Raw genomic sequence first — 13,040 nt, 5'->3', positions numbered from 1 at the left:
GACATGGCAAATGGAGAGCGCGAGCCCATGCCCGCTGAAATGATTGGTTCGGCATCGGTCTATTCACTCGAAGAACTCTGCCAAACTTGCCATGTTGAGGTGGCGTGGATTTCGGAACTCGTCGAGCAGGGGATCATCGAGCCGGAGGGACGTAGCCCGTCGGAATGGAGATTTTCGAGCCTGAGCGTCGTCCTTGCCGCGAAGGCGAAACGCTTCGACCGGGACCTGGGACTAAATCCCGCCGGCATTGCGCTCGTCTTCGATCTCCTGAACGAGATCGAGCGGCTGCATGCTCGTCTGAACGTTCTCGCGAGCGCGCGAAGCTCTCTTGCCGAACAGCCGGACGAGCGTCCTCCGCTGCCCTGAAGTCGTCCACACGCGCGAAAGCTTCATGCCCGGAAAGCACATCATCGCGGTCGGCCACGCCGCACTCGATTACGTTTATCGGATAGAGGCGTTTCCATCATCGCCTACGAAAATCCGCGCCCTCGCTCACGTCGCGAGCGGAGGCGGCATGGCGGCGAACGCCGCAGCCGCAATCGCGCGTCTCGGTGCCAGCGTCTCACTCTGGGCGCGCATCGGCGACGATCCTTCCGGCGAGATAATTCGCCAGCAGCTCGATGCCGTGGGTGTCGACACGGCACACGTCCGCACGTGCGCCGGCGTTTCATCGGCGACTGCTGCGGTCATCGTTGATCGTAACGGAGAGCGCCTCGTCATCAGCGAGGACGATCATGATTTCCCTCTCGCCGCCGATTGGCTTCCAATTGCCGATATTGCGAATGCGGGTGCCGTCTCGAGCGACTTGACCTGGCTTGAAGGAACCGTTGCCGCCTTCGGAGCCGCCCGCGCTCACAACGTGCCAACCGTCCTCGATATTGATTTGAACAGCGGGCAACTGCTTTCGAACGTCCTTGGGCTCGCCGACTACGCGATCTTCTCCGCGCCGGCCTTCAGGCAATTCGTGAAGGGCGCCAGCGACGAGGAGCGCCTGGCAACGCTGGTTCAATCCGGCATTCGCCATGCCGGCGTAACGTTGGGCGTAAACGGCTATCTTTGGATGACCGGCAGCGGAGAGATCTGCCGCCAAGCCGCGTTCCCGGTCGAAGTGGTCGACACGACAGGCGCTGGCGACGCGTTTCACGGCGCGTTTGCATGGGCGATCTCAGAAGGCGTGAAGGATGCGGAGTGCGCACGCATCGCATCCGCCGTCGCTGCGATCAGTTGCAAGGGGCTTGGCGCTCGGGCTGCTCTCCCCACTCGAACCGAACTCGAGCAGTTCCTCGAAACTCATTAGTGCAATCGGGATATTTGCCTAAAACGGGTTAGACGGCCGGTTGCGCCGCGGGAGGATCGCTTCTGAGCGACCCGTAGTTTGCGTGCGTAAGGACGATCACAAGCTCATGCGATCGTTCGACAAAATACCATCTCAGCCGGAGTCTATCGCTTGGGGATGGCTTTGTGCAGTGCAGCGCGCATTCGAAAAAGAAATGCCAATTTGCGTAGACTTGAGTGGATTTTTCCGAGGGAACAGCGTTTCATGAGCAGATAAAAATTAAGAGGAAGCACAATGCCCGATTCAGCCTACACGATGATTTTCGCAGTTGAGGCCCTTCTTGTGTTGGGCGCTCTCGGTACCGGTTTGGTGGTCTTCGTCACGAACCGCAATCATCGCGCTGATCGGAAAGTTCTGAGCAGCTCCGAATAAGCGTCACCACAATCAGCGACACTATTTGCGGTGAGACGCGAGCGCTCCAAGCGCGGTTTCGTGCCTCGCGATCCTTGTCATCGGGTCGTTGACTGTGACACGGGAAGTTGGTGGGTTGGGGCTCGTCAGGTGATCGCCTCACCACGCGCAATCGTCTCTCTAATCTTCGCGAAGATGAGCGAAGCTCTGCACGAGCCGGCGCGCCAGAGTGAAGCTTTGATTTCTGTCGAGCAATAGTGCGCTCCGGTTATCGCCAATGTTGTCCTAATGCATATTTCTGCGGACTGATCAATTCGGTTGAAAACCTTCGCCCAATCAGCCTAAGTCACAAATTTTTTTTCGGGCTTTTTCCGCTTTTTGGGATATCGCGAAAGCCGATATAGCGGCCGAGTTATTGTGCTGCATTTCCCAAGACATCATTCCGGATCTTCGCAAAGATGTGCAGCAACTGCGCGGGTATTCATGACGCAAAGCCTCAGCATCCACGGCTCATTTGAGAGTTCTGCGCCCTAGCAAGAGGGGCGATTATTCAGTACACTGCGCAGCATGTTGCAGAAATCATTTTTTCTTACCTATTAATTTTATCAATCTTCAACTGACCCCGTCGACCCGGCAATATTGCCGTTAAATCGTCGGGGTCTTTTCATGTATACGAGACGTAATATCCGCAGATGATTTCGTCTCTTCTGCCCTTATGAATCGCCGAGAAAGTACAGCTATTCGCGCGCGGGGCGGCGCCGGTCGTGAAACCACGCGCGATACTCCGCCATCTTGGCCCGCTGTGCCGAGGACGCGCGACGCTTGCAAGTAGAAGCCTCGTCGCTCTGCTGCGGCGCGCCCCATCTAAGCTCGACGCAATCGTTGACGTTGTAGGCCATCTCCAGATCGGCGGCGCGGTCGATGACGTCCTTCATGGCAAGCGTCCAAGTCGAGCCGTCACTGCGCGGATAGGAGAACTTCCGTGCCGCCAGTTCAGCTGCGAGCACGCTCTCCAGTTCGCCCTTAACCTCTGAGGGGCTCTTATCCTTGGGCATTGCATAACGGTCCGCCCGCCGCGCGACGCGGTCAGGAAAACCGCGCACGACGTCGATTGCGATAAGCAACCTGAGATCCCGGGAAGGGGTCGAGTAATCCTCCCATGCTCCGGTCGTCTCAAAGATCGATGCGCCGGCCGGAATAGCGACCTCCGCGCCCCCGCCGTTCTGATACTTGCGGCCGTTCTCGACGGAGGTGACGCGGGTCTTGATCTGCTCTTCGAGAGCCGTGATCGTCTCCTTCATCGCGCGCAAAGGATCGAGCGGTTCCGGCGACATCACATCGTCCATCCGATCGTAAAAGTCTTCGACGCCGAGCTTCGATTGTTCGAGGGAGAAGTCGCCGTACTGGGGATCCTTCGAAATTTCGGCGTTGGCCAGACGCCGGAGGCCGCCGTTTGCATCCGCCACGACAGGCCGGAAGCGCTTGAAGCCGGGGCTTCCGAGAGAAGGGTTCTGTGCAAAGAGGAAATTTCCGCGCCAGAATCGCTTGCGGGCGACAGTCCCGTCGGGCTGGCCATCGACGGCCAGGAAAACCCCAGCGGAATCATTCGTCTGCGCGATCCGCTTCACGAGTACCAATACGTGCCCGTAGGGATCGGCGTAGATCGTACCCGGACGAAGCGTCTCCGCCGTGAGCGGGACGGGATAATAATCGGTGTTGTCGTCGTCCGCAGCCGTGCGGCCGGAACCCGAATGAACCCCATTAGCGACCGTTGTTCGCAAATAATAGCCAAACCCCGGCACAAGGCCTGGGGGCCGCGACGAAGCCCGGGAAGGTGCCGTTTGCGCGGCCGCATTACCGAACACTCCGAAGAGCGAACCTGGGCCGGCCTGCGCATCATTTTGATCGGAGGCCGGGGCGGATTCTTCCCGCTGAATGTTGAACCACTGCGGACACCGGGGCGCCTTACCGCCGCCGCCGCGAGTGCACTTCGAGTATCCGAACGGCAATCCGGTCTTGAATGCAAAATAGGCGCGCAGGAAGTACGGAAGGTCGGCGCAGTCCGGCTTCAAGACGAGCTTTTTAGAGTCCTCATCGAGACCCAGATGGTTGAATAGGAAGTTGCGCGATTTATCGCGCAGCACTTCGTGCAAAGCCGGCCATGACAGTTCCTGCTCGACCGGCGCATCGAACAGCTTCTCGATCCACGCCGAATAGAGGTCTTCCGTCGACCGGTTCCAGGCACCCCTGACGGGCCAAACGCCTTTGTTCGTAGCCTTGATGGGTGCCGAAGCGGTTTTGCCGACGGTAATCTCGCGGGTGATCGTCGCGCAGTTCGCGTCGCCGCCATCGCGCGTGAGCTTGGCGTGCCAAGTTCCGGCAGCGGGCGACGCCACTTCGGCGAACCAGAAATACGGCGGCCCGCCATGACGCTCGCCGGACTTGACCGCGACCGCGCCATCGGGACCGGCGAGCGAGAACTCCGCCGTGATCGGTTTTTCCGACGTGAAGATGACCCGCAAGGGCGCGCCTTTCCACGGCGTGACGGGCGAAGCGAGCACCGACAGGCCGATGGCGCTTTCACAATCGTCCTGAGCGTCCTTTGCCTGCGCATCGGCTGCCGGCACGACCAAGGAGAGAAACGCAATCGCTATCGGCAAAATTGCCGGCGCGATGCCGAAAAAACGTCGATGGGGAAACAATCGACCCCCTTTTTAATTGCCCCGCGATAAGATTCGACCTTAGCGTGAACGCTCCGCCGAAACGATGGCAGAAGTTATGCCCTCATTCTGCGCCGCGAGCCAAACGCATTCGCGCTCGCTCATCCCGCCATGAGTGGCAATTCATCCCCCGGATGTTAACCAATTGAGCAGCACTTGAAGCCGCTGCTTCAATCGCCCGGAATAGCTCAATCGTCGGAATAGCGCTGTTCCAGCCAAGGGTCCGCGCGGTTGTGATAGCCGTTGACTTCCCAGAACCCCTGCGCGTCCTCAGCCGTGAACTCGATCCGCTTCAGCCACTTCGCGCTTTTCCAGAAATAAAGGTGTGGCACTACCAGGCGGACGGGCCCGCCATGTTCTCGGGTCAGCGGCTTTCCTTCCCAGGTGTGCGCCACGACCGCGTCGTCGGACGCGAAGTCTTCGAGCGTTATATTGGTCGTATAGCGATCATAACTGTGCAGAACGACGAAGCGGGCGGCGGCGTTCGGCAGGACGAGGTCGAGCAGATCTCGTGTCGCGACGCCGGTCCAGCGGTTGTCGTATCGCGACCAAGTCGTCACGCAATGAATATCCGAGGTCTTATCCGTTTGAGGCTCGCTCTGAAATGCAGCCCAATCGAGCGTCACAGGATGATCGACCGCGCCGTCGATCACGAGGTTCCAGGCGTCGAGAGCAATCGCGGGTTGCTCGCCGAGATCGAGCACGGGCCAATCGCAAACCAGATGCTGGCCCGGAGGCAGCCGCTCCGATTCTGCACGCGCCGTCCTTCCCGTAAGGAAGCGTCCTTCCCGTGCCCAGCGTTGCTTGGTCCGCGTAAGCTTGCTGGCGCTCGGAGGCGGCTCGCTTTGGTCGTTGCTCAAGGACAGGTCTCCGTCGACATGCGTTCTTTGCCGCTGGTTTCGTGTACGGCCGCGATAAGCTCGAACGAGCGCAACCGCGCGTTATGATCATAAACATCGGATACGATCATAATCTCGTCGGCAGCGGTTTCGTCAATGAGCGCATTGATCCCGGTGCGGACTGTTTCCGGCGAACCGACGATGGAACGCTGAAGCATCTGCAGAACTTGCGTCTTTTCGCGCGGCGTCCAATAGGCTTCGATGTCGTCGATCGGCGGTTGGCTCAGCCCCCGCGCCCCGCGAAAGATGTTTGCGAACGACATCTGCTGCGTCGTCGCCAGTCGCCGCGCTTCCCCGTCGGTTTCAGCGGCGATGATGTTGACGCCGACCATCGCGTGCGGCGTCGCGAGCTGCTCCGACGACTTGAAGCGGCTACGGTAAACGTCGAGCGCGGCCAGCAGTTGGTCGGGCGCGAAGTGAGAGGCGAACGCGTAGGGAAGTCCAAGCTCCGCCGCGAGATGCGCTCCGTACGTACTCGATCCGAGGATCCAGATCGGCACCTTCGTTCCGGCCGCCGGCACAGCCTGCACACGCTGGTGAGGCGCCGCTGGTTCGAAGTAGGCCTGCAACTCGAGCACGTCGCGCGGGAACGTATCGGCGGCCGTCGGTTGCCGCCTCAACGCCTGCACCGTCAGCTGGTCGGTGCCGGGCGCGCGGCCGACGCCGAGATCGATGCGGCCGGGAAAAAGCCGCGCGAGGGTGCCGAACTGCTCGGCGATGATGAGCGGCGCGTGATTGGGCAGCATGATGCCGCCCGCGCCGACGCGAATGGACTTCGATCCGGCGGCAATGTGCGCGATGGCGATCGAAGTCGCGGCGCTGGCGATCCCCGGCATGTTGTGATGCTCGGCGACCCAGAAGCGGCGATAGCCCCAGATTTCGGCATGCGCGGCGAGGTCGCGCGCGTTATCGAGAGCGCCGCGCGCATCGGTGTCTTCGGTGACGCGAACGAGATCGAGTATGGAAAGTGGAACCATTGGAACCTCCGGCCTCCCGCATCATGTAGGTGCGGAGGGTCCCAATGTCAGCTCGCCCACGGGCGACCTTTTAGTCGGCTTGCTGTCCGCCGTGATCCCGCCAGCCCTTGGCCCGTGATACGGCCTCGCTGAAGCGTGCGCGTATCTTGCCATTATCCCCGCCGCGCGGCGAAAACGTCCGCGAGACGGTTTCGGGCTCAGGCAATGCAAAGCCGGCGCCGAGCGCGGCAAGCGACGCCGTGCCGAATGCCGTTCTCTCATCGAAGCTCGTCGCGAGAACGTCGCGGCCGATCATGTCTGCAAGGAACTGCGCGAAATACCGGCTACGGGCGAGGCCGCCGTCGATGGCAATCGAACGGCCAATCGCAACATGCGCGTCCATGGCCCCGACGACATCGGCGGCGCTGAGCGCAATCCCTTCGAGCAATGCCTGACAGAGATCGGCCCGCGTCGTCGCAGCCGACATCCCGAGGAAAAGCGACGCGGCCGTCCGATCCCAATGCGGACAGGCAAGCCCCGAAAGCGCCGGCACGAAGACGACGCCGCGCTCGATAGCGGGCGCACCGTCGAACCAATCGAGATCCGCGGTTAGATCCGACACGAGACCGATGCGGCGCGCCCATTCGATTGCCGAACCGGCGTCATAGACCCCGCCGTCGACCGCGTAGGTCATTTGGCCATCGATCGACCAGGCGACCGTCGGCAGCAAACCTTTATTCGGCGCGCGTGCGATCTTGTCGCCCGTGACCGTCAGCGCGAATGCGCCGGTGCCGAAGGTGATCTTGGCATCGCCGGGTTTGCGGCATCCATGACCGAAGAGGGCCGCCTGCTGATCGACGACGGCCGCGGTAATCGGCACGCCGTCAACGCGCCCGTAATCCGCAACGGTTGGCAGGATTTTCGGCAGGCACGACATCGGAACGCCGAAGAGCTGGCAAAGCTCTTCGTCCCACTGTCCCGTCTCGAGATCCATCAAGGACGTGCGTGAGGCTGTCGTGACGTCGGTCGCGAAGGTACCGGTCAGGCGGTCGAGAAAGAATGCATCCGTCGTACCGAGCCGCAGATGTCCGGCGTCGAGTGCGGCCTTCGCCGCCGGAAGCGTGTTGATGATCCAAGCGAGCTTCGACGCTGAGAAATACGCATCTAATGGCAGCCCGGCCCGTGCCAGCGTCAATGCTTCGGCGCCGGACGCCTTCAGGCGCTCGATGACGTCGGCGGTACGATTGTCCTGCCACACGATGACGGGAGATAAGGCTTCGCCGGTTCGCGCATCCCACGCGAGGCAGCTCTCGCCCTGATTGTCGATGCCGATCGCATCGACGACGCCCGCAGCCTGGAGACAAGCGCGAATGTTCGACAGCAGCTCTTCAGGATCGTGCTCCACCCAGCCGGGATGCGGATGGATTTGTTGATGTGTGATGGCGCACGCGATCTCTATCGCGCCGTCCGTGTCGGCGACGAGAACGCGCGTCGAAGTCGTGCCTTGATCGATCGCCGCTACACGCATGTCGCATCGCTCCGGGATGCCGTTGAACGGCGGTTGTCGAAACTGAAGGTGATATCGCTATCGGCCTGACGGAACGCGGCGAGCGGCGCCAAAATCCGGCGCTCGGGTCCTGACGTCATCGGTTGTGTTCTCAATCGCTGGCCTTTGCTGCATGCAACCAATGCGCCGGAAACGTCGCCGGTCGCACGTAATTGGATATGAGGCAATCCCCCAGGTCCCCGCACGATGCGTTGCGGCACGACATAGCGGACGCCGTCCCCGGGTGTAAGCGTGATTGCGTTTTCCGGTGACGGCAGCCACCCGCCGAGATCGGCAGCAACGAAGTCCGCGACGCGCACAGCCTCTCGCCACGACCAACCTGCTGTCTCGACCGGATGCAGCACATTGCCCGCAGCGAAAATCCGCGGCTCGCTCGTTCGCGCGAATTGATCGATCGTCGGGCCGCCGGTGCGGCTATCGATGTCGAGCCCCGCTGCCCGGGCGAGCGGTGCGTCGGGCGTAAAGCGGCCCGTGAAAAGCACGCCGTCGCATTCGATATCTTGTCGCTTTCCGTCCGCTCCCGAGAGCGTCACGGCCTCGACGCGGTGCATCCCACGGATGTCGGTGATGCGGGTTCCGTAAAGCACCGGCACGCCGAGCAGGCGTGGCAAGCCCATGAAAAGCCGCCGCGTAGTCGGTCCGCTACGCTCCTCGATCATCGCGACCGGACGAGCACCGATCTTGCGGCACGTCAGCAGGCTCGAAAGCGAAACGAGTTCCGTTCCGACGATCACTGGCCTGCGAAAGGGCGCAAGATGTTGAAGATATGCGTAGGCCTGCAGAGCGCCCGTATTCAGAACGCCGATGGGCCGGTCGCCCGAAACGAGGCGCGCCGCCCGCGGCATCTCGCGCACGCCGGTCGCCAGAATAATGCGTTTGGCCGCGATGCGGACGATGCCTTCGCTGCTCGTGCAAGTCGCGACCAAAGGTTTGCCGGTGTCGATCGCGACGACGGTATTGCCAAGCATCAGTTCGACACCCGCGCGTCTTGCGGCATCGGTCAGTCGCCGCGCGTACGCGGGTCCGGTCAACACGCGTCCGAATTCGCGCATGCCGAACGGCGAATGCCCGCAGTGGCGCGGAATGCCGCCGGCTTCCAGCTCGCGATCGATGACGACGACGCGCGCAAGACCGAGACGCTTCAGCCGCGTCGCCGACGCAAGGCCCGCAGGCCCGGCGCCGATTACGAGCGCGTCAACGCTCGCGGATCTCTCGGACGGCAGGGCCATCACGCAGCATCTCCGACCGCCAAAGGCGATGCAAAATGTCCGGCCGTGAGCTGCGCCAGCCGGGCGTTGCAATAGAAGCCCTGGCATCGACCCATGCCGCACCGTGTGCGACGCCTGAGGCCACCGAAATTTCCGGGCGCCAACGGCCCCGAAAGAGCCTGCTCAATCTCTCGCAACGTCACCATCTCGCAGTGACACACGATCTCTCCGTAACCCGCCGATTGCCAGTCCCGCGGTTCGTGCTCCGCGAGATTTGGAACGCGGGGCGTTGCCGGCGCCGCGACGGGCACGTGGCGATGGCCCATCTCCTCGTAGAGTTTGTAGATGTGCTGGGCGATGCCGAGCGATGCTGTCATGCCCGTCGATCGGATCCCGCCGACCGTGATCCAATTACGGTCTGGATGCGCGGAGATACGATAATGTTTCTCTTCGGTCGCGGGGCGAAGCCCTGCGTAAACGGCCGTCACGCCGGCATCCGCCAATGCAGGTATCATTTCCACGGCGCGCGCGATCAAACCGCGAAGCGTGTCATCCACGACGGTCGCGCGTTCGCGATCCTGCTGCTCTTCGGCGGTGGGCCCGACGAGCAAGTTCCCGAAAGCGGTGCGCGTGAGAACGACGCCTTTGGTGCGTTCCGACGGAACAGGCAGGACGATGGTTCGGAGAAGCGCTGCCGCCGCCTTGTCGAAGACGACGAACTGACCTTTGCGCGGGCGAATTTGAAATGAGGCCGTACCCAGGAGACGCGCGTCGAGCCGGTCGCCAAAAAGTCCGGCACAGTTGATGACGGTCCGCGCCCTCTGCTCGCCGGTGCTCGTCTGTAGCGTCCAGATATCGCCGTCAAAGCCTCCGGAAATCACCTCAGTAGCAAATCGGATCTCGGCGCCGTGGGATTTGGCTTGCAGCAGATAGGCCAGAAACGGCGACCACGGATCGATCACATGCTCGCCTGGCACCAGCAGAGCTTCGAGCGCGCGATGCGAAAGCTGCGGTTCGCGCGCGCGTATTTCGGAAGCCGTCAGCCGCCGCACATCGTGGATGCCGTTTGCGCGCGCCTGCGCCTCGATCCCGTCGAGTGCCGCTTTCTCCGCGTCCGACCAGGCAACGACCATGGCTCCGGTTTCGAGCAACGGAAGATTGAAGCTTTCGCGTATCGCTTGGTATTCGGCGTATCCGGCTTGCATACAGCTGAGTTCGACGCTGCCGGGCGGCGCATCGAAGCCCGTGTGCAAGATGGCGCTGTTGGCTTTGCTGGCGCCCGAGAGCAGGTCCGCGCCGCGTTCCAGAAGAACGACTTTTGCCCCTTCGAGAGCGAAGCGTCGCGCCATCGCGCAGCCGACGACACCCGCGCCTACGATCGCGACATCTGCGATCGACATATTGCTTTGGTCCTTTGCCATTCGGCGTTTTTTGATTGTGAGCATCGTAACGGAAACAAAAAGGCCGCGAGCGGTGAACTCGCGGCCTTCGTTATATGAGTCTTAAACAGCTTCGCCGACGGCGCGCTCGGCCGCAGCGATCTCAGCCTGCCGCTTCGCAATCTCGGCTCCGATCGGAGGACCCTTGAAGCGGCGCGATTCGATTCCGAACCACAGCACCACGAGGAGGACGAGCAGACCGATCGCATAGTTGATGAGAATGTCGAACGGAGGCTGGATGCCCGCATACATGAGCACGAAGACGCCAAGTATGGTCAGCAGTGCCAACGGCTTCGACCAGATGCCGAGGCGGAACGGCCCGAACTCGGTCCAGGTTTTTCCTTCAGCGAGGAGGCCAGCCGCGATCGGCATCGCGTACGATACGTAGAGGAACAACGCGCAGCCGGCAGCAAGGGCGGCAAAGGCCGGCGAGTAGAGCGTTGCGGCAACCGAAAGCACCGCTCCGAGCCAGATGGCCGGAACCGGCGTTCTCCACGTCGGGCTGACCCTCTTCCACACGCTCGATCCCGGCAGGCCGCCATCACGGGCGAATGCGAAGATCATGCGCGAGGTCGAAGTGAGGCCGGCGAGGGCGCAGATGAAGTTCGCGACCACGATCGAGATCGCGATCACATCTTTCAGCAGCTGCGGCGCAGGCAGGTTGTTGAAGAGGTTGAACCACGCGTTTGCGCCGTCTTTCGCAGTCGCCGCCATATCGGGGCTGGCGAGCACGAACGACAACGCCATCACGAAGCCGAACACGAGCGACCAGAACACCGAGTGGATCATGCCGCGCGGCACCGCATTGCGGGCATCGCGGGTTTCTTCAGACGTATGCGCCGACGCGTCGAAGCCCGTGATCGTATAGAGCGGATAGAGCAGGCCGATGAGGAAGGCGATGAGAGCCGTGCGTGGCTCCGGCACATAGCCGCCGCCAGCCTCACCCGTGTTGTTGACGAACGTCGTGACCCGCGAGAAATCCCAGCTGGCTCCCCAGATCAGGAACATCGCAGTCAACACGACCGCAACGACGAGGATCAGGTAGCCGGAAAAATCCGTGAGTGCAGTGGTGAGCTTGATGCCGAAGTGGTTGCAAACCGCCTGACAAAACGTAATGAGACTGACTGCAATGACCTGAACCAGATAGGCGTGGTTATTGTTGGCCGCTACTTGATCGGCCGTCATGCCGGCAGGCAGCGGATCGGTCGACAGCGTGGTCCACGCCGTGACGTCCATGTGGAAAACGCCGGCGAGAACGAGGTCGCGAAACAGAAGCCACACGCCGACGTTGACCGACGCGACGACGAAGATCAGGCCGAGGAGATTGATCCAAGCCGTTGCCCAACCCCAACCACGTCCGCCAAGGATGGATGACCAATGATAGAGACCGCCGGCCGTCGGGTAGGCTGATGCGATCTGCCCGAGCGACGTGGCAACGACGAGGGCGAAGACGCCGCCCACGATCCAGCCCACGGTTGCTTGGAAACCGCCGCCCGTTCCCATTGCGAGCGGATATGAAGTGATGCCGCCCGCAAGGATGCAGATGATGGAAAACGAAATTGCGAAGTTCGAGAATGCACCCATGCGCCGCGACAATTCCTGCGCGTAGCCCATCGAATGCAATACTTTGGTATCTTCGTCCTGACCCATTCCCAACCCCCAGTTGTTAACTCGGATCGACAGCGTCTACATTTTGCCCGTATGGGCGAAATATCTGTGGCATGCTCCAATAGAATGGCTGAACAGTCAAATAAAATGACCGAACGGGCAGAAAACAATGCGGCCTAACATAAGGCGTGAACGGATCGAGCAAATGGTTCGCGAGCGCGAGCGGGTAACCGTCGATGCGCTGGCGGAACTCCTTGGAACTTCAAGGGAAACGATCCGCCGGGATCTGACGGATTTGGCGGAGCGCGGCCGCGTCCGCAAAATTCATGGGGGAGCGACCCTCGCCGAGCCTAGGGGAGCGACTCCTGAGGCGGACATCGAGGGATCGTTTCAAGGGCGCCTCCTGGAGCATGCCGAGGCCAAGCGCGCCATCGCCCGGCGCGCCATACAACTTTTCGAGCCCGGCGACACCCTGTTCGTCGACACCGGAACGACGACATTGCTGTTTGCGGAAGAGCTCGCGATGGCAAGCGGTCTGACCGTCATTACCAATTCCGCAGCGATCGCGGCGCTGGCGGCGCGCGGCACCTCCAACTCCACATTCCTGATCGGCGGCGAGTACCGCGCTGAAAGCACCGAGAACCTGGGCCCGATCGCCATTGAGCAGATCAACCAGTTTCATGCCATCCACGCCGTGCTTGCCGTCGGCTCGATCGAGACGGTGGGCATCCTCGATTTCGATTTGAGAGAAGCGGATGTCGCGCGCGCGATGATCACGCAATCGCGTTCCGTCACGGTGCTTGCCGATGCGTCGAAATTCGGCCGTGGCGGCCTCATCAAGGTCGCGCCGCTGGAAGCAGTGCATCGTGTCGTCACCGAATCCGAGCCGCCTCAGGCGATCGCCGATGCCCTCGAAGATGCGGGCGTTTCGGTGATCAAGGCCGGCTGAGAGCCAA

The 13,040-nt window shown here is 61.6% G+C and carries 11 protein-coding genes; 4 read left to right on the top strand and 7 right to left on the bottom strand.

Annotated elements, in window-relative coordinates:
* Nucleotides 1-27: 27 nt before the first annotated feature.
* The 3 genes from BM399_RS13385 (at nucleotide 28) to BM399_RS21205 (ending at nucleotide 1,708) form a co-directional block, all read left to right on the top strand.
* Entirely contained in the window at nucleotides 28-366 is a 339-nt protein-coding gene (locus BM399_RS13385; protein ID WP_092869088.1) for a chaperone modulator CbpM, read from the top strand.
* Nucleotides 367-391: 25 nt separating this feature from the next.
* On the top strand, nucleotides 392-1,297 hold the full coding sequence (locus BM399_RS13380; RefSeq protein WP_092869087.1) for a PfkB family carbohydrate kinase: 906 nt from the start codon (nucleotides 392-394) through the stop codon (nucleotides 1,295-1,297).
* A gap of 273 nt (nucleotides 1,298-1,570) precedes the next feature.
* A complete protein-coding gene (locus BM399_RS21205; RefSeq protein ID WP_177228162.1) occupies nucleotides 1,571-1,708 on the top strand; it encodes a hypothetical protein in 138 nt (45 codons plus the stop codon).
* 716 nt (nucleotides 1,709-2,424) lie between these two features.
* On the opposite strand, the gene BM399_RS13375 is transcribed toward BM399_RS21205, so the two are convergent.
* The 7 genes from BM399_RS13375 to BM399_RS13345 form a co-directional block, all read right to left on the bottom strand.
* On the bottom strand, nucleotides 2,425-4,389 hold the full coding sequence (locus tag BM399_RS13375; RefSeq protein WP_092868293.1) for a hypothetical protein: 1,965 nt from the start codon (nucleotides 4,387-4,389) through the stop codon (nucleotides 2,425-2,427).
* A gap of 206 nt (nucleotides 4,390-4,595) precedes the next feature.
* Nucleotides 4,596-5,267 carry a sulfite oxidase-like oxidoreductase gene (locus BM399_RS13370; RefSeq protein WP_092868292.1) on the bottom strand — a complete coding sequence of 224 codons (672 nt, stop codon included), beginning with the start codon at nucleotides 5,265-5,267 and terminating at the stop codon, nucleotides 4,596-4,598.
* A complete protein-coding gene (locus tag BM399_RS13365) occupies nucleotides 5,264-6,283 on the bottom strand; it encodes an LLM class flavin-dependent oxidoreductase (RefSeq protein WP_092868291.1) in 1,020 nt (339 codons plus the stop codon). The genes BM399_RS13370 and BM399_RS13365 overlap by 4 nt, the downstream gene beginning before the upstream one ends.
* Nucleotides 6,284-6,353: 70 nt before the next feature.
* Nucleotides 6,354-7,790, bottom strand: coding sequence for an FGGY-family carbohydrate kinase (locus tag BM399_RS13360; RefSeq protein ID WP_092868290.1), 1,437 nt, complete (start codon nucleotides 7,788-7,790; stop codon nucleotides 6,354-6,356).
* The gene (locus BM399_RS13355; RefSeq protein WP_092868289.1) at nucleotides 7,781-9,058 is read right to left on the bottom strand and encodes an NAD(P)/FAD-dependent oxidoreductase; all 1,278 of its coding nucleotides are present in this window, start codon (nucleotides 9,056-9,058) and stop codon (nucleotides 7,781-7,783) included. The genes BM399_RS13360 and BM399_RS13355 overlap by 10 nt, the downstream gene beginning before the upstream one ends.
* The gene (locus BM399_RS13350; protein ID WP_244531252.1) at nucleotides 9,058-10,458 is read right to left on the bottom strand and encodes an NAD(P)/FAD-dependent oxidoreductase; all 1,401 of its coding nucleotides are present in this window, start codon (nucleotides 10,456-10,458) and stop codon (nucleotides 9,058-9,060) included. The genes BM399_RS13355 and BM399_RS13350 overlap by 1 nt, the downstream gene beginning before the upstream one ends.
* A gap of 81 nt (nucleotides 10,459-10,539) precedes the next feature.
* Nucleotides 10,540-12,126, bottom strand: a complete 1,587-nt coding sequence (locus BM399_RS13345; protein ID WP_092868288.1) for an amino acid permease — start codon at nucleotides 12,124-12,126, stop codon at nucleotides 10,540-10,542.
* Nucleotides 12,127-12,253: 127 nt separating this feature from the next.
* Between BM399_RS13345 and BM399_RS13340 the strand changes: the two genes are divergently transcribed.
* The gene (locus tag BM399_RS13340; RefSeq protein WP_092868287.1) at nucleotides 12,254-13,033 is read left to right on the top strand and encodes a DeoR/GlpR family DNA-binding transcription regulator; all 780 of its coding nucleotides are present in this window, start codon (nucleotides 12,254-12,256) and stop codon (nucleotides 13,031-13,033) included.
* Nucleotides 13,034-13,040 lie beyond the last annotated feature (7 nt).

The organism is Hyphomicrobium facile, from assembly GCF_900116175.1.
GTDB lineage: Bacteria > Pseudomonadota > Alphaproteobacteria > Rhizobiales > Hyphomicrobiaceae > Hyphomicrobium_B > Hyphomicrobium_B facile.
This window is presented reverse-complemented; position numbering and strand designations above follow the sequence as displayed.

What these genes read in the sequence shown, in the direction of transcription:
- BM399_RS13385 (WP_092869088.1), top strand. Translation starts at nt 28, where the DNA reads ATGCCCGCTGAAATGATTGGTTCGGCATCGGTCTATTCACTCGAAGAA.
- BM399_RS13380 (WP_092869087.1), top strand. Translation starts at nt 392, where the DNA reads ATGCCCGGAAAGCACATCATCGCGGTCGGCCACGCCGCACTCGATTAC.
- BM399_RS21205 (WP_177228162.1), top strand. Translation starts at nt 1,571, where the DNA reads ATGCCCGATTCAGCCTACACGATGATTTTCGCAGTTGAGGCCCTTCTT.
- BM399_RS13365 (WP_092868291.1), bottom strand. Translation starts at nt 6,283, where the DNA reads ATGGTTCCACTTTCCATACTCGATCTCGTTCGCGTCACCGAAGACACC.
- BM399_RS13360 (WP_092868290.1), bottom strand. Translation starts at nt 7,790, where the DNA reads ATGCGTGTAGCGGCGATCGATCAAGGCACGACTTCGACGCGCGTTCTC.
- BM399_RS13355 (WP_092868289.1), bottom strand. Translation starts at nt 9,058, where the DNA reads ATGGCCCTGCCGTCCGAGAGATCCGCGAGCGTTGACGCGCTCGTAATC.
- BM399_RS13350 (WP_244531252.1), bottom strand. Translation starts at nt 10,458, where the DNA reads ATGGCAAAGGACCAAAGCAATATGTCGATCGCAGATGTCGCGATCGTA.
- BM399_RS13345 (WP_092868288.1), bottom strand. Translation starts at nt 12,126, where the DNA reads ATGGGTCAGGACGAAGATACCAAAGTATTGCATTCGATGGGCTACGCG.
- BM399_RS13340 (WP_092868287.1), top strand. Translation starts at nt 12,254, where the DNA reads ATGCGGCCTAACATAAGGCGTGAACGGATCGAGCAAATGGTTCGCGAG.